Raw genomic sequence first — 16,259 nt, forward strand, 5'->3', positions numbered from 1 at the left:
AGGAATTGGAAGAAGTAATGTGTACATTTTCTGGAATGTTGTAGAGCCTGTAAAAGGAGAATTTGATTGGACACAATCCGATGTTTTAATGAGTTATAATAAAAATAATGATCTCAAAGTTACCCTATATTTCTCTGTGATTAACGGAGAAACATTAGGACCATTTCCAAACTGGATTGGAAAACCTTCTCTTAATGCAATTGGTGAAGACAGACTGGTAAGTGTACTTGATGCCATATTATCTCGTTATGATATTATAGATACGGTAGTCATTGCTGGTGAAACAGAATCACAATTTCGATATTATGAACAAAATATACCCGTATACAAAGAACTTTTCACAGGAGTATATGATAAAATAAAAGAAAAGCATCCTACTGTAAAGATTGGAAATGCATTTGCCTTACATAACGTACTCAACAAAAATTTGGAACACATTGTAACTGATTTATCCATTGGTGATTTTGTTGCTTTTTCATATTCTCCAGTTGATACCTTAAATGAGATTGTCAAAACTCCTCAAGAGGCAAAAGAGGATTTGCAAAAAATATTTGAAATTATACCAGATAAAAAAATTGGTCTATTTGAAATTAGTTGGAGTACATCAGATTTTGTAGGTGGTAATAGTACATCCCAGCAAGAATTTTTAGAAAAATCATTTGAATTCTATAAGGAAAATAAATCTAAAATAGAATTTTTTACATGGTATAGACAGTATGACAAACCTGATGGCACATGTGTCATAGAAAAACCAGAAATTGGCAATAAAACTCTCAGTGTAGGTGGTGGTTCAGGTTTAGGAAGTAGTGAATATGTAATTGAACGATTAAGCCATTACGTTTGTAGTGCTGGATTATTAGATGCAGATGGAACTCCAAAACCTAGTTGGAATGAATTTAAGAATCAAATTGAACTGATTAACCAATGATATCTCTAGTATTAGCAGAATCATCATTAGAACTTGTACCTGAAGAACTACAAGATCACCCTTCCGTATTATCACATGCACGAAAACTAGGAAAGAATCCCTCAGAAATACTGCTTGATAACTCTTGGCATTTTGCTGCAATGAAAGGAATTGATGATGAAATCAAAAGAGGAAGACCTGACTTAGTTCATTTTTCTATATTGGAAGCAACTACAATTCCATTATATCTTCACAATAAAATCAAAATCTATGTTCATACAATTGATGATAAAGTAATTTACATTGGAGAAAATGTTCACATTCCAAAATCATATCATAGGTTTGAAGGTTTAATTGAAAAATTATTTTTAGAGAAAGTAATACTATCTAACACTGCTACATTAATGGAAGTCAAAAAAAAATCCTTCTCTGAACTAATTAATGAAATAAAACCATCTAAAATTATTGGATTTTCAACTAAAGGCCAACTAAAATCATTTGAAAAAATCAGTTCTGAAATATCTGATGATACATGTATAGTTATAGGTGGATTTCAAAAGGGGCATTTCTCTGAATCAATAAAAAGTAAAATAAATCACTTATTTTCCGTTGGTGACATATCATATGAGGCACATGTTGTAATTGCACGCATGCTCTATGAGTATGAAAAAACCGTTTTTATGTAGGAAATTCAGTTTGTTTTCTTGTGCAGTCATAGTATAGCCTGGTTAGTATTCGAGGTTTCCAACCTTGTGACGCGGGTTCGAATCCCGCTGACTGCACCCTTTCAATCTAAAGAGAACCAATTTTTAGGTGCATAAATAATAGTTAATGTGAAACCATCTCTTAGAAAAATTGCATTGGAAAGAATGCACATTCTCATTAATAGTGCAATTTCTAATGCAAAAACAAATCCAATTCTTTCTCAACGATACGCTTCAATGGCACAAAGAATTAGCACAAAACACAAAATTCGTATGCCATATGAACTCAAAATTGTTTTTTGTAAGAAATGCAAGTCATTTATCTCACCTGGAACGAATTCCAGAATTCGTTTAGGTAGAACATCAGTCAAATCAATCCGAATATCATGTAATCTCTGCGGTCATACCTATCGAAAAATAATACATAAATCGAATGTAACCAAAAAAGTAGGTACTCCATTATCTAGCTATAAATCGCCAACTAGTTGATCCTTCAACGACGGTGTATCATCATCAATTGTTATCTTATGCAAATATTTTGTCTTTGTCTCTCCAATCAATGTTAAATCAGTTCCAAAAAATGAATTAATTGCCCAACCGATTCCGATTTTTACTTTTGATTCAAATGTCGGAAGATGTGATAAATAATAAGTTCTCCAAATTACCCACGCTAATACACCCGTAATACTAAGACCCATTAAGGATGCAACACCTGCTTATTTCCAATAGTTGCCATCATCCCTTTGCTCTGATATGAAAATTCTTTTAAATTAGAATCTGATTCAAGTGATTTTTTGATATTTTGTGCAACAACTGTGCTTTCACGTAATGCATGTTGTGCTGTTGGAGGATAAAATTTCCCAGTATCTGTATCTAGTATTGCTGCACAATCACCTAATGCAAATACCTCTGGATGATCTTTCAGTCTAAGAAACTTATCCTACTAAAACTTTTCCTCCTTTGTCATGTTCACAAATTAAAGACTTGATCATAGAATTTGTAGTCACACCACCTGTCCATATGAGTGTGGTACATGGAATTATCTCTCCATCCGATAACTCAACATGACTTTCACCGGCATCAATTGCCTTTACATTTGAAATAATTCGAACTCCCATTTTTTTTAAATAAGATCTTGCAGATTCACCTAATTTGTAATTAAGTTCAGGTAGGATTTCATTTTTCGATGAAATTAATATCATATTGATGTTGTTTTCATTAATTGTAGGATATGCTTGTTTTACAGATTTTCTTACAAAATGATTAATCTCCCCAATTATTTCAACCCCTGCAAACCCTGCACCAACAACAGTAAAAGTAAGAAATTTTTGTTGAAGCTCTATACTCCCTGTTTGTGCAGCAATTTCCATCATTGATAGAGTTTGATTACGTAATTCTATTGCATCCTCGACAGTTTTGATTGGAAAAGAATTTTCTTCTATTGGTTTGTTTCCATAGAAATTGTTGTCACTACCTACTGCTAATACCAAATAATCATATTCTAAAGCATGATTTTTCCCGTCAAATTTTCTTGTAATTGTTACTAATCTCTGTTGTAAATCTACTGAAAATACAGTAGCCTGATAAAATTTTGCACTAGTACAGAATTCTCTAATTGGTGTGGTAATATCTCTAGGATTAAGCATTCCTGAAGCTACTTCTGGTAACATTGGTGTAAACAAAAAATAATTATTATCACTTACAATGGTAATGCTTGTATTTTTAGCATCTAGTTTTTTTTGAAGTTCTTTTAACACATGCATCCCACCAAATCCGCCTCCCAAAATCAAAATTTTTTTCTTAGATGTTGAATCTGTTTTATGTGAAAATATTACGTGTGCCTCAAATTTCTTCTTTGAATCAAATTTTAAATCACATTGTACACAGTTGTATAATTGAGACACGTCTAAAAATCATGGAAAATGCATAAAAACCTATTATATTTTAAGAAATTCTAAACAAGTCAGGCAAGAAGAATAGTATTATCCGATCTAAAAATTCACGCTTGCAAATATTCAAAAAACTAAAGACAATGCCTCAATGATTTATAAGACGATCCCAGATTTTTTCACTCTATGGCAAAGGTATACGATGTACCATCAGATGTATTGATTAGCAGATTAGCAGCTATTCTAAAGAATGAAGATATTCCTGCTCCTTCTTGGATTCCATTTGTAAAAACAGGTGCTCACGCCGATAAACCACCTCAAGATAGAGATTGGTGGCATACTCGATGTGCATCATTGATGAGAAAAATCTACCTACATGGACCACTTGGAATTAATGAATTAAGAAAAATTTACGGTGGTGGAAGACCATCTGGATATGGTGCTGCTCATCATAAAGATGCTGGCGGTGCAATTATCCGTAATGCAGTCCAAGCTTTAGAAAAACTTGGCTATATAGAAAAAGTGGAGAAAAAAGGCCGTGTTGTTTCAAAACAAGGAATGCAAAAACTAGATAGATTATCTACAGAAATTCTAAATGAGCTAATCACTGAAAATCCTCAGCTGAAAGTATACTCTTAGATTTGAAATGAGTTTTTCAGAGTCACCCGATCTTCCTGATAAACAAACTCCTGACATTAGCGCTCAAAAAGAACAAATTCTTAAACAAATTCTTGCACCTGAAGCAAGAATGCGACTAAATAATATAAAAATGGTCAAACCTGAACTATCTGAACTTGTAGAGCAATATCTTATTGGGATTGCTTCCCAAGGAAAGATGAATTCACAGATCAATGACAACCAACTAAAACAAATTTTATTATCTATTCAACAACCTAAACGTGATTTTAAGATAAATCGTATCTGATATCAGAGAAAATATAATTAGGGGTCATACAGGGAATTATGCATGAAAGCAGTAGTTTATGATCAATATGCACCAGATGATAATTATGCTAAAATACTCAAAGTTAAGGATATTGATGATCCAAAACCAAAACCAGATGAAGTAGTTTTTAAATTAAAAGCTGCAGCTCTAAATTATAATGATATTTGGGGAATGAGAGGAGTTCCTATCGCTATTCCATTACCACATGTATCAGGTTCTGATGCTGCAGGTGATGTAGTGGCAGTTGGAGAAGATGTAAAAAATATCAAAGTTGGTGATAGAGTTGTATCTCACTCTAATCTTTCATGTAGAGTATGTAAATTATGTACATCTGGCAGAGAATTTGATTGTCTTAATAGACAAGTTTGGGGATTCCAAACAGGACCAATGTGGGGAGCATATAGCGAATTAGTACATCTTCCAGAAGTTAACATTTCAAAAATTCCAGATGGAGTAACATATGATCAAGCAGCGGCTGCATCCATGACAATTCTCACATCTTGGCATATGTTAGTTGGAAGAGCCAAGATAACCCCAGGACAAACTGTCTTGATAATGGGTGGAGGATCAGGAGTTGGAAGTTTTGGTATTCAAATTGCAAAACTCTATAATTGTACTGTGATAGCTACAGCAAGTCCTGACAAGTTAGACAAATGTAAGGAACTTGGAGCAGATTATGCAGTAGATCATAGAAAAGATGATTGGCAAAAAGAAGTCTATAAAATCACAAAAGAAATAGCCGCAAAAACTGGTGTTACACCGGGTGTTGATTTAACTTTTGATCATATTGGTCAAACCCACTTTAACAAACAGCTAACACTGCTAAAGTATGGTGGTACTCTTGTATCTTGTGGAGCTACTACAGGTTATGATGCACAAATAGATCTTAGACACATCTTCTTTAAGGGAATCAATGTTTTAGGTTCAACACAAGGAACAAAAGCAGAGATGGATGATGGATTATACTGGATGGGTAAAGGTAAGATAAAAGCTGAAATTGACTCCGTATATACATTTGAACAAGCAGCAGAAGCACATACAAAAATGCTTCAAGGTAAGTTCTTTGGCAAAATCTTAATGAAACCAGAATAATTACTATCTATTTTTAATATATCAAATCAATATTGAATTTATGAAAACTAGAGTAATTGCTGTCAATCCCAAAAAACCTCAAATAAAAAAAATTGATCAATGTGTTTCTATTTTACGTAAAGGAGGACTGGTAGCATTTCCTACAGAAACGGTTTATGGTTTAGGTGCAGATGGATTAAATCCAAAAGCTATTAAAAAAATATTTCAAGCCAAAAATAGACCATCTGATAACCCTCTAATATTTCACATATCAAATAAAAAAGATGTTAAAAAATACACCAAAGATATTCCAGCAACAGCAGAAAAATTAATAGAAAAATTTTGGCCTGGACCTCTCACATTGATTTTAAAAAAATCATCAATAATACCAAAAATTGCAACTGGAGGTTTGAATACTATTGCAATTAGAATGCCCTCTCATAAAATTGCACTATCATTAATCAATTCACTAGGAAATCCAATTGTTGCTCCATCTGCAAATCTTTTTGGAAAACCTAGTCCTACATTAGCAAAACACGTCTTATCTGATCTTGATGGAAAAATTGATGCAGTAATCGATGGACGAAATTCTGTGATTGGAATAGAATCCACCATATTAGATTTAACCACTAAAACTCCGACAATTTTAAGACCTGGAAAAATTTCCTATGAAGAATTAAAGAATCTGCTGAAAAAAGTCAAATATCATCCAAGTTTACTAGGAAAAAAATCAAAACTACTTAAAGTAAAATCACCTGGAATGAAATACAAACATTATTCCCCCAATGCAAAAATAATTCTTGTAGAAGGCAGTACCAAGAATACTCAAAAAAAGATACATGAATTAATTAAAAAATTTCAGCAACAAAAGAAATTGATAGGTATTATTAATAACAAAAATATCAAAAAAACTCCATTTGTAAAATTCAAATTCATTGGAACCACAAAAAATTTGATTGCAAGTAATCTTTACAAATCATTTAGAGAATTAGATGATCAAAAAGTTGATGTAATAATTATGAGAGAAATTGATACTTCCAATCTGGGATTTGCAATAATGAATAGGCTCAGAAAAGCTGCTTCTGAGATAGTCAGCGCATGAAAGTTCGTTATAATAAAACCAAAATCTTAATCAATCCAAAAAATATCAAAAAACACATTGGCAAGACTTATTCGAAGTTTAATTTTTGTACCTGGTAATAATCAACGATTTCTAGATAAAGCCAAAGTACTGTCTGCTGATATTGTTTGTTTTGATCTAGAAGATTCCATTCCTGAATCAGAAAAAGAAAATGCAAGAAATCTAATAAAAAATACACTTTCTATTCGTTCTGAATATGCATCATCAATTTTTGTTAGAACAAATGCACCTTCATCTGGAAAAATACCTGACGATCTCAATAAAGTAGTTCAAAAAGGAATTGACGGTATTGTAATTCCTAAAGTGAATAATGTTAAAGAATTAAAGAAAATTGAAAAAAATCTTTCATTATTAGAAAAAAAACGTAAGTTAAAACCAATTCAAATAATTCCATCTATTGAATCCACTGAGGGTGTAGTTAACACTTACAGTATAGCATCATTTAGTAAAAGAATACCTGCTGTCGTTTTTGGTGTTTTTGATCTTTTAAATGATTTAGGAATTGAATATACCAAAGATCCTGAAGGTGGGAAATATTCTAGAGCAAAAATTCCCGTAGATGCAAAAGCAGCAGGAGTTTCTGCAATAGATGCTATCTGGCAAGATCTTAATGACATTAAGGGTCTTGAAAGAGATTGTGCTATTGGAAAAAGTTTAGGTTATTCTGGAAAGAGCATCATTCATCCAGATCAACTACCCATTACTCACAAAATTTTCTATCCAAATAAACTAGAAATTCAGTGGGCTGAAAAAAGTTTGTAAATATTACTTAGAATCAACAAAGAAAGGGAAAGGTGCAACAACTATAGATGGAAAAATGATTGACGAGGTTCATTTTAAACAAGCAAAAGCACTTCTTGAAATTGTAAAAAATAATCCAGCGCCATGATATCGTAAGTTCTTTAATGAGTTAATACCATACTGGTGCTTTTATCAAATATTTTATTATTAACAACTCCGTGAATTATCACATTATTTTTTTGTATTTCTATTTTAATTTCATCAAAAACACATCTATATTTTGAGATTCTTTTACTTTCACTTAGAACTTTTCCTGTTTCTAAAATAAATCCATTAATGATTAAATTTTCTATTTTTCTATATCCTGATGTTTTTGGTATCTTACATTCATTTAGAATTTGGGGAATGGTTAAATCTTTACTAAAAACACATCCAATTATTTTTCTGGTTTCAGAATCACCGCATACTTGTAAAATCAAATCAATTAGTTCTTGCTCAATAATTCTAATCTTATAACCACCCTCTATTTTTTTGATTTTAATAATTCTACAGATACATTCATCTACGAATTTTTTTTCATTTACGTTTATGACACTTTTTAAAATCTTGATAAAACCATGAAAATGTTCTATTGAAAGTTTTATTGACATACCATATTTTAGAAATAACGTTCTTTCAAGATTTTTTAAATCATCTTTTTCTAATTTTTTTTAATTACCTCTGATAATGATGTTGAAATCAATCTGTCAATTCCAGCCATCGTCATTTAAGAAAAACATACAAAATATTAAGTATCTTTTGTTCAAAATTCCCTTTATGCAGCGTTCTGTTATAGTAATTGATGATGATAGGGATACCGTAAGGCTGTTTAGTGAATTTCTGGAAGAAAATGACATAAAAGTTCTCGGAGGTGGTTATGATGGAAATACTGCCATCAAATTATACGAAGAAAAAAAACCTGATATAATATTGATGGATATTATGATGCCTAACGGAAGTGGTTTTCATGCTATTAGAAAAATTCAAGAAATTGATCCTAATGCAAAATTTATTGTTGTAAGTGGTGACAGTAATTATTTAACAGAAGAAAAATTAGAAAAATTAGGTATTCCATTAATACAAAAACCATTTAATTTGAAAAATCTTCTTTCAATTATCAAAGCCTAAGTCATTTCCAGATTTGGTCATACAGTCTTATATTCTAACTATCATACATTAAGAAAGTAGATATTATTATGAGCAAACGAGTTACCATAATGATTGATGAAGATCTTGATAAAAAACTTAGACTTCGTCAAGCAAAAATGATTCAACAAGAACAAGTTTCTTACAGCTACTCTAAGGTTTTAAATGAAACACTTAGAAAAGCTCTAAAATAATTATTGTTTCAATTTTTAATTATTTTTATTTCTTTATCGAATAGAATAAAGATATGATAATGTATTATAATAATGAATTAAATTGATTAATTTACTAGATCCCACTGTTGTAATTACTCGAATGTTTGAATCTGGAAAATATGATGACATGCTAAATTATTGTAATAAACTTTTGAATAATAATCCAAATGATATGGTAGCATTGCAAAACTCTGCATTGGCCTTGATACATTTAGGTAAATTTGAAGAATCAATTACTTTTTGTGACAAAGTTCTGAAGATAATGAGTTCTGATATTTATGCATTAAAAAATAAAATCTATTCTCTTGAACAATTGAAGAGATATGATGAAGTTTTGATATGCTGTAAAATTATTCTAGATTTAGATAGTAAAGATACATGGACTCTTAATAGCATGGGTTTGTCATTAAATGAATTAGATAGGCATCAAGAGGCTTTAGAATTTTATGATAAAACTCTAACAATAAATGATAAAGATACTACAGCTTTAATGAATAAAGCCATTTCATTGAATCATTTAGGAAATTATAAAGAATCTATTGAGTATTATGATAAGGCACTAACGATAGACTCTAGTCTTAAAGAAGCATCTATAGCTAAATCAAAAGCATATGAAAAATTAGGGATGGAAGATGATGCATTTTTGGCAGCACAAGGTGTTTTAGATAAAGATATGAATCAAATTAAATTAGACGCTAAAAAAAATAAATGTACCGTTTTTCACCAATTCTGTCAAAATGAATTTGAAGAAATAAAGAATCAAAAATAAAATCTCCTATAATAAGAAAATCAATTTATACAAAGTAATTTTATCTATAAACATTGTTTACAGGAATTGTTGAAGGTGTTGGGAAAATTCAAAAAATTTCTAAAAATACTAAAAACAGAAGTGCAATTCAAATGACTGTGAATTTAGGAAAACATGCAAAAGGTTTGAAGATTGGACAAAGTGTGGCTTTGAATGGTGTATGTCTAACTGCTACAAAAATAACCAAATCAAACTGTATTTTTGAAATGATTGAAGAAACTACAAAGAAAACTGATCTTGGTAATCTTAATCCCGGTGACATTGTTAACATTGAGCGTAGCTTAAAAACAGGTGATAGATTAGAGGGGCATTTTGTTTTAGGTCATGTAGATGGCGTTGGTATAATTAAAAAAATCCTCAAAAGACCTAAAGAAGTACAAGTTTGGTTTGAAATTCCCAAAAAACTATCTAAATATGTTGTAAAAAAAGGATCAATTGCAATTGATGGAATTAGTTTGACTGTTGTTGATGTTAAAAAAAATCTAGCTTCTGTATGTTTAATTCCACATACAATGGAGCTAACTAATTTCAAAACAAAACACATTGGTGATAAGATAAATATTGAAACAGATATTCTTGGAAAGTATATTTTAAAATAAAATTATGCTATTACCATTTTATTGGTAATTACCAATTTTATAGTAAACTTTATAATCTGTCATTAGCGATTTTATTTATAAATGACACTTGAATCTGGAATTGAATCATTAAAGCGTGGTGAATTTGTATTATTATTTGATTCTGCTGGAAGAGAAAATGAAATAGACATGGTTGTTGCTGCAGAGTTTGTTACTCCCGAACATATTGCAAGAATGCGACAACATGCTGGAGGTTTGTTGTGTATGGCAATTGATAATGATTTTGCAAATTCCTTAGAACTAAAATACATGCATGAGATATTGGCAGAATCACCAATATCAAATAAAGAGATGATTATGGGTCTTGCTCCATACGGTGATCACCCTACATTTTCAATTTCTGTAAATCATTATCAAACTTATACTGGTATTACTGATAAAGACAGATCTTTGACTATTAGAGAAATGGCAAATATCTTTAAAGTTGACAATAAAAAGAAAAAATTTGCTTCTTCATTTAAAACTCCCGGACATGTTCCTCTGTTAATTGCATCAAAAGGACTCTTAGCAAAAAGACAAGGTCATACCGAAATGTCGGTTTATCTTACTCAGATAGCTGGTTTAACTCCAGTGACTGCAATCTGTGAAATGATGGATGCTGAAACTTATACTGCATTATCTGTTGAAAAAGCAAAAAAATATGCAAAACAAAATGCAATTCCATTAATTGATGGTAAAGAATTATTAGAGTTCGCTAAGGTGCATTAATTCTGAACATTGCAATAGTGATTTCGGAATTTAATGAAGAAGTGACATCTAGAATGCTATTGGTAGCTCAAGAAAAAGCAAAAATCATGAAATTAAAAATAAATTATACATGTAAAGTTCCTGGAGCATACGATATGCCGATTATTGTTAATGCATTATTACAAAAAAAAGATGTTGATGGGGTAGTAACTCTTGGTGCTATAATAAAAGGACAAACAAAGCATGATGAACTCATTGCTCATTCTACAGCAAGAGCATTAACTGAATTATCAATTAAGTATCAAAAACCAGTATCCTTAGGAATTACTGGGCCTGGAATGCAGGAAAGGCATGCTTATGCTAGAATTAGACCAGTGGCTGAGCGTGCGGTAGAGGCTATGGTGAAAGTTTCTGATGAATTACAAAGGATTCAAAAATGATCCAACTCAGCATATTGAAGATAACTGGTTATGGACCCTGGACTCTAACGCTTGGAAGTGATAGAGAACATGCATTACAAATGCTTCAAGCGTCAATATACAAAGAAATCCAACAATTATTTTCAGAAAAAAATTGCCTTGTTTTTTTGAATCGAGCTGATGAATTTTTTGTAGTTTCAAATGGTTTAACATTAGAGGATCATATAGAAATTCAAAAAAATCTTGAAAAATCTTTTGATGTTAAATTCTCAATATCTTTAGGATATGCTGAATCACCTTTTAAAGCAAATCTTAAGGCGTATGAAGGAAAAATTAATGAAATTGTCCTTAGTAAGGAACATACTATTTTTGGTTTCATTGATGGCAAATCTGAACCAAAAGTTTCCATAATGCACTTTGATGTTGAAAATTTAACTTCTAAAAGAAAAATTAAATCTCCGTATGAAATCACTCTAACAATTTTTGAACTATATGCAAAAATGGCCAAGTTTTTTTCCAAAAAAAATTCTCTAACATTTTTTATGGGTGGAGATAATTTTATGGTAGTTGCAAGCGAAGAAGCAAAAAATTCTGTAAGTGAATTTATTGAACTAATTAAAAATGAATATGACATTACTTTGAATTGTGGAATAGGTAATGGAAAAACTGCCAGAGATGCTGCCAATCTTGCAACTAAATCTCTTGATACAATTAGAGAAATTAGAGATTCTGGAAAAGAAAAACCCAGTGTTTATGAATTATCATGCTAATCAAAAATGTAAGTGCTCTATTAGGTAAAGAATTAGATTATGTTTCACATACTAACATAAAGATTCAGGGTGATAAATTCAAAAAAATTCATTCCAAGATTGGAACTAAAGAAGAATCCATTGACTGTGAAGGATTATTACTAATTCCTGGATTTGTAAATTGTCATACTCATATTGGTGATTCTATTGGAAAAGATGTAACTCTTAACAGTTCAGCTGAAAAACGAATTCATCCAGTATCTGGAGCTAAATCCAAAATTCTAAAAAATACTGATAAAAGATACCTTGCAAATTTTATGAAAACCACATGTAAATCAATGCTAAATAAAGGAATTACAACTTTTGTGGATTTTAGAGAGGGTGGAATTGAAGGAGTACATTTACTCAAACAAGTAGTCTCTGAATCACCTATTCGTTCTATTATTCTTGGCAGATTAGAATACTATCAGGGACCTAATGAAATTAAAAAAAACATTCCTTTACCCACGCATAAAATCGATGAACTGACAGAATTACTTACAAACTGTGATGGACTTGGTGTAAGTGGAGCAAATGAAAACAGTTCAGCAGTGTTGAACTATTACTCTAGAACAACAAAAATTCGTGCCATTCACTCATCTGAAACAATTCAAAGCATTTCTACATCAAAAAAGATTACCCACAAATCTGAAACCATACGTGCTTTGAAAATGAAACCTCATTTTCTTGTTCATATGACTTATGCCTCATCAAGGGATTTGCTCGCTGCTAAAAAAATAGCACGTGGAATTGTAATTTGTCCCAGAGCAAATGCTTCACTCGCTGAAGGAATTCCTGATATTGAATTAATGAAAAAATCTGGATGTATAATTGGATTGGGCACTGACAATGTTATGATAAACTCTCCTGATATGTTTAGAGAAATGGATTACTTGTGGAAAATCACTATGGGTATTCACAAGAAAAGAGTTGATCCAAAAGAAATTCTAAAAATGGCAACTGTAAATGGTGGAAAAATTTTGAATAAAGACATAGGAATAATTGAAAATGGCAAACTTGCAGATTGTATCTTTCTTGATAAACATGCATTGGATTTAGAACCAATGCATAATCCACACGCATCTATTGTTCATAGGGCATCTGAATCTGCTATTAGAGCTGTAATGATAGGAGGTAAAATTATCCATGGAAAAATCTAGACCACATGTAATTTTAAGTGCAGCAATTTCCATCGATGGAAAAATTGCCTCACGTTCAGGTGATTCAAAACTTTCCTCACAAATCGATAAAGTTAGACTTCATAAACTTCGATCAAAAGTTGATGCAATTCTCGTAGGGAAAAATACAGTACAAAGAGATGATCCGTTACTTACCGTACGATATACAAAAGGAAAAACCCAATAAGAATTATTTTAGATTCCCAAGGAACTATACCGATTAATTCTAAAATCTTACAAACATGTGATAAAGTTCCAACAATTATTGCAGTGTCTAGAAAAATTAGTAATGAAAATTTAAAAAAATTAAATAAATTTCCTGTTGAAATAATTATGTCAGGTGAAAATCTAGTTAACATAAAATCTTTAATGACTTCACTAAGTAAAAGAAAAATCAAAACTATTTTAGTTGAAGGAGGCGGTACTGTCAACTGGCAATTTATTCAAAATAAAATATTTGATGAAATTTTCATAACTATATCCCCATTTATTATTGGAGGAACAGATGCAATAACATTTGTTCAAGGTAAAGGCTTTGATAAGATTATAAAATCACCTCAACTCAGATTAAATTCAATAAAAAAACTAGAAAACCACCTTGTTTTACATTATACAAAAGTGTAAGTTATTATACTTAATTTAAAATATAATAAGAAATTGGCAGCAAAAAAGAAAGCTACAAAAAAGAAAGCTACAACTAAAAGCATTAGTAAAAAATCAAAAGCTAAAGCAAAATCCCCAAGCAAATCAAAATCTAAAAAACCAGCATTTGGTGGTTATGCAATTAGTTTTGCAGGTCGTAAAGAAACTGTAGAGCAAGTTTTTGGTAACAAACCTATTGCACCAAGTGAAATGACAAAAAAGATTTGGGCATTTGTTAAAGCAAAAAGCCTCTCTAATCGCTAAAGAAAAAAATTGTTAGCGAATAATCGTTAACACATTTCCTATCTTTTAATTATTAATTTTAAAATTTAAAAAAGATATAGATATTGGAAATTATTTGTAATTATTATGTCCACTGCATCTTTAAGAAAAGATCATGATCTTATAGAAAAGGTCATCAAAGCAATGGAATCTACAATTCAACTTCTAAAAGATGGAAAGCAAATCCCTGAATCTATTCTCTTACCTGTTATTGATTTCTCAAAAAATTTTACTGATGTATGTCATCATAGTAAGGAAGAAAAATCGTTATTTCCAGCACTAGAACAAGCAGGGATGCCTACTAACATGGGTCCAATTGCAATGATGCTAATAGATCATCAGCGATCAAGAGAACTTGGAAAAGAAATGGAAAGTTCTGCTAAAACTTATCTCTCATCTGGTGATTCTACAAAATTAGTTACTGATTTACAACAGTATGTGGAACATATTACAGAGCATTTATGGAAAGAAAATAATAGATTGTTTATGATGGCAGAAGCTCGCTTACAATACGTTTCAAAGAAAATTAACCAAGAACTAAATGATATTGAAGAATCTAAACTAAGAGAAACTGGAAAAACTAGAGAGCATTACGAACAATTAGCTGAAACTCTAACACGTGATGTTTCTAAACAAGGAAATTAGATTTGGCTTACAGTACTTTTGGTCAAGTTGTTGGAGTAAGAAAATATGTTAATGGAAATATTGAGATAGATTTCTATCATGATGATGAAATAATTGAATACAAATATTCTGTCAATTCTAATACTCCAGGTAATTTTCCAAAGGAATTAGCTGAAACTTTAGCCTCAACTTTAGCAACTGACATATGTATTGAAATTTACTTTGAGGAAAATGGAAATCCATCACATATTGAATTAGAAGAATGTGATTATGATGATGAAGATGAATAGTTATTCTACGTAGTGATGATGACTTAGATTATCATAGAATCTCACTGATTTAATATTCACAAATTCAAGAATTCCATATCTTGATAATTCTCTCCCAAATCCACTATGTTTTATCCCCCCAAATGGAATTCTTGGATCTGAAAGTACTACATTATTTACACTGACTATTCCTGATTCTATTCGCCTAGAGATTTTCTCAGCTTTTGCTAGATCTTTAGTCCAAATACTGGCACCCAATCCAAATTCTGTATCATTTGCTAATTTAACAGCCTCACTTTCATTTTCAACTACTGTTATTGGAGCAACTGGACCAAATGTCTCCTCTTTTGCAATTCTCATATTTTGTTTAACATTTGTAAGAATAGTGGGCTGATAGAAATATCCCTTTGAATCGATTTTTGAACCTCCTAAAAGAATTTCAGCACCTTTCTCTTTTGCATCTTCAACAATTCCTGAAATAGTTTCTAAGCCACCTTTGTTTGATAATGGTCCTACATCAGTTTCAATTGATGTGGGGTCTCCAACTTTTAATTGAGATGCCTTCTTGATAAATAATTCAATAAAATCTTTAGCAATATTTTTTCCAACAAAGAATCTTTTTGATGCAACACAGCTCTGACCACAATTGATGAATCTACCTTTAACTGCACCATCTACAGCTTTTTCAATAATTGCATCATCTAGTACGATAAATGGATCACTTCCTCCAAGCTCCAAAACACATTTTTTCAAATTACCTGCAGCTCTTTGACCTACTTTTGCTCCAGCAGTTGTACTTCCTGTAAATGTGACAGCATTAACATCTGAATCAATGAGGTGATTGGCAGATTCTACACTTCCTACTACTGTCTGAAATATTCCATCAGGCATACCTGATTCAGTAAATGCTTTTTCAATTTCAATACCTGACTGCATGGTTACACTAGCTGGTTTCATCACTATGACATTTCCTGCCATCAAACATGGGGCAGCAAACCTTAGAGCTTGCCAATAAGGAAAGTTCCAAGGCATAATAGAACCAATAACTCCAAGTGGTTCAAAAGTAAGAAAACTTTTTCTTGCATCTGTGTTTAATACTTCATCAGCAAGTAAACTATCTCCATT

23 protein-coding genes, 1 tRNA gene and 1 pseudogene are annotated in these 16,259 nt (G+C 31.3%); 21 read left to right on the forward strand and 4 right to left on the reverse strand.

Going from position 1 to position 16,259, the window contains the following annotated elements:
• The 4 genes from BG20_RS08570 to BG20_RS08585 form a co-directional block, all read left to right on the forward strand.
• A partial coding sequence (locus tag BG20_RS08570) for a hypothetical protein (protein WP_010193937.1) occupies positions 1-928 on the forward strand: 928 nt, incomplete at its 5' end.
• Positions 925-1,593 carry a ribosome biogenesis protein gene (locus tag BG20_RS08575; RefSeq protein ID WP_010193940.1) on the forward strand — a complete coding sequence of 223 codons (669 nt, stop codon included), beginning with the start codon at positions 925-927 and terminating at the stop codon, positions 1,591-1,593. The genes BG20_RS08570 and BG20_RS08575, both read left to right, overlap by 4 nt.
• A 22-nt stretch (positions 1,594-1,615) precedes the next feature.
• Positions 1,616-1,689 (forward strand) — tRNA-Gly (locus BG20_RS08580).
• A gap of 87 nt (positions 1,690-1,776) precedes the next feature.
• Complete coding sequence (locus BG20_RS08585) at positions 1,777-2,100, forward strand: ribonuclease P protein component 4 (protein WP_193353039.1); 324 nt, start codon at positions 1,777-1,779, stop codon at positions 2,098-2,100.
• Here BG20_RS08585 and BG20_RS13400 read toward each other — a convergent pair.
• Together BG20_RS13400 and BG20_RS08590 are read right to left on the reverse strand one after the other, a co-directional pair.
• Positions 2,079-2,309 carry a hypothetical protein gene (locus BG20_RS13400; RefSeq protein WP_010193944.1) on the reverse strand — a complete coding sequence of 77 codons (231 nt, stop codon included), beginning with the start codon at positions 2,307-2,309 and terminating at the stop codon, positions 2,079-2,081. The genes BG20_RS08585 and BG20_RS13400 overlap by 22 nt on opposite strands.
• Positions 2,310-2,546: 237 nt before the next feature.
• A complete protein-coding gene (locus BG20_RS08590) occupies positions 2,547-3,515 on the reverse strand; it encodes an NAD(P)/FAD-dependent oxidoreductase (RefSeq protein WP_010193948.1) in 969 nt (322 codons plus the stop codon).
• A 171-nt stretch (positions 3,516-3,686) separates the two neighbouring features.
• Here BG20_RS08590 and BG20_RS08595 point away from each other — a divergent pair, with 171 nt between their 5' ends.
• The 5 genes from BG20_RS08595 to BG20_RS08615 are packed head-to-tail and all read left to right on the forward strand — an operon-like array spanning position 3,687 to position 7,420.
• Complete coding sequence (locus tag BG20_RS08595) at positions 3,687-4,139, forward strand: 30S ribosomal protein S19e (RefSeq protein WP_007402499.1); 453 nt, start codon at positions 3,687-3,689, stop codon at positions 4,137-4,139.
• 7 nt (positions 4,140-4,146) lie between these two features.
• Positions 4,147-4,425: a DNA-binding protein gene (locus tag BG20_RS08600; protein ID WP_010193953.1), complete on the forward strand. Its 279-nt coding sequence runs from the start codon at positions 4,147-4,149 to the stop codon at positions 4,423-4,425.
• Between the two features lie 42 nt (positions 4,426-4,467).
• Positions 4,468-5,538: a zinc-binding dehydrogenase gene (locus tag BG20_RS08605; protein ID WP_010193955.1), complete on the forward strand. Its 1,071-nt coding sequence runs from the start codon at positions 4,468-4,470 to the stop codon at positions 5,536-5,538.
• A gap of 40 nt (positions 5,539-5,578) precedes the next feature.
• Entirely contained in the window at positions 5,579-6,619 is a 1,041-nt protein-coding gene (locus BG20_RS08610; RefSeq protein WP_010193959.1) for an L-threonylcarbamoyladenylate synthase, read from the forward strand.
• 57 nt (positions 6,620-6,676) lie between these two features.
• Positions 6,677-7,420 carry an HpcH/HpaI aldolase/citrate lyase family protein gene (locus BG20_RS08615; protein ID WP_010193960.1) on the forward strand — a complete coding sequence of 248 codons (744 nt, stop codon included), beginning with the start codon at positions 6,677-6,679 and terminating at the stop codon, positions 7,418-7,420.
• A 140-nt stretch (positions 7,421-7,560) separates the two neighbouring features.
• Here BG20_RS08615 and BG20_RS08620 read toward each other — a convergent pair whose 3' ends face one another.
• Positions 7,561-8,049, reverse strand: coding sequence for a hypothetical protein (locus BG20_RS08620; RefSeq protein ID WP_010193963.1), 489 nt, complete (start codon positions 8,047-8,049; stop codon positions 7,561-7,563).
• Between the two features lie 166 nt (positions 8,050-8,215).
• On the opposite strand from BG20_RS08620, the gene BG20_RS08625 reads away from it, so the two are divergent.
• The 12 genes and pseudogenes from BG20_RS08625 (at position 8,216) to BG20_RS08675 (ending at position 15,155) form a co-directional block, all read left to right on the forward strand.
• Positions 8,216-8,566, forward strand: coding sequence for a response regulator (locus BG20_RS08625; protein ID WP_010193966.1), 351 nt, complete (start codon positions 8,216-8,218; stop codon positions 8,564-8,566).
• A gap of 68 nt (positions 8,567-8,634) precedes the next feature.
• Positions 8,635-8,778 carry a hypothetical protein gene (locus BG20_RS12770; protein ID WP_193353038.1) on the forward strand — a complete coding sequence of 48 codons (144 nt, stop codon included), beginning with the start codon at positions 8,635-8,637 and terminating at the stop codon, positions 8,776-8,778.
• An 82-nt stretch (positions 8,779-8,860) separates the two neighbouring features.
• A complete protein-coding gene (locus BG20_RS08630) occupies positions 8,861-9,568 on the forward strand; it encodes a tetratricopeptide repeat protein (protein ID WP_010193968.1) in 708 nt (235 codons plus the stop codon).
• Positions 9,569-9,621: 53 nt separating this feature from the next.
• Positions 9,622-10,206: a riboflavin synthase gene (locus tag BG20_RS08635; RefSeq protein WP_010193969.1), complete on the forward strand. Its 585-nt coding sequence runs from the start codon at positions 9,622-9,624 to the stop codon at positions 10,204-10,206.
• A gap of 81 nt (positions 10,207-10,287) precedes the next feature.
• Entirely contained in the window at positions 10,288-10,953 is a 666-nt protein-coding gene (ribB, locus tag BG20_RS08640) for a 3,4-dihydroxy-2-butanone-4-phosphate synthase (protein ID WP_010193970.1), read from the forward strand.
• Positions 10,954-10,955: 2 nt separating this feature from the next.
• Positions 10,956-11,372: a 6,7-dimethyl-8-ribityllumazine synthase gene (gene ribH, locus BG20_RS08645; RefSeq protein ID WP_048097184.1), complete on the forward strand. Its 417-nt coding sequence runs from the start codon at positions 10,956-10,958 to the stop codon at positions 11,370-11,372.
• Positions 11,369-12,121 carry a GTP cyclohydrolase IIa gene (locus BG20_RS08650; RefSeq protein WP_010193974.1) on the forward strand — a complete coding sequence of 251 codons (753 nt, stop codon included), beginning with the start codon at positions 11,369-11,371 and terminating at the stop codon, positions 12,119-12,121. The genes ribH and BG20_RS08650 overlap by 4 nt, the downstream gene beginning before the upstream one ends.
• Complete coding sequence (locus tag BG20_RS08655) at positions 12,115-13,299, forward strand: amidohydrolase family protein (RefSeq protein WP_010193976.1); 1,185 nt, start codon at positions 12,115-12,117, stop codon at positions 13,297-13,299. The genes BG20_RS08650 and BG20_RS08655 overlap by 7 nt, the downstream gene beginning before the upstream one ends.
• Positions 13,286-13,941 (forward strand): annotated as a pseudogene (locus tag BG20_RS08660) (2,5-diamino-6-(ribosylamino)-4(3H)-pyrimidinone 5'-phosphate reductase). Before BG20_RS08655 ends, BG20_RS08660 begins: the two are co-directional and overlap by 14 nt.
• Positions 13,942-13,974: 33 nt before the next feature.
• Positions 13,975-14,223: a hypothetical protein gene (locus BG20_RS08665; RefSeq protein ID WP_007402485.1), complete on the forward strand. Its 249-nt coding sequence runs from the start codon at positions 13,975-13,977 to the stop codon at positions 14,221-14,223.
• Positions 14,224-14,328: 105 nt separating this feature from the next.
• Positions 14,329-14,886, forward strand: coding sequence for a hemerythrin domain-containing protein (locus BG20_RS08670; protein WP_007402484.1), 558 nt, complete (start codon positions 14,329-14,331; stop codon positions 14,884-14,886).
• A gap of 2 nt (positions 14,887-14,888) precedes the next feature.
• Positions 14,889-15,155 carry a hypothetical protein gene (locus BG20_RS08675; protein ID WP_010193984.1) on the forward strand — a complete coding sequence of 89 codons (267 nt, stop codon included), beginning with the start codon at positions 14,889-14,891 and terminating at the stop codon, positions 15,153-15,155.
• Here BG20_RS08675 and BG20_RS08680 read toward each other — a convergent pair.
• Positions 15,156-16,259, reverse strand: a 1,104-nt coding sequence (locus BG20_RS08680) for an aldehyde dehydrogenase family protein (protein WP_010193987.1), incomplete at its 5' end; no start/stop codon positions are given.

Origin of the sequence: Candidatus Nitrosarchaeum limnium BG20 (genome assembly GCF_000241145.1) — an archaeon.
Taxonomy (GTDB): Archaea; Thermoproteota; Nitrososphaeria; order Nitrososphaerales; family Nitrosopumilaceae; genus Nitrosarchaeum; species Nitrosarchaeum limnae.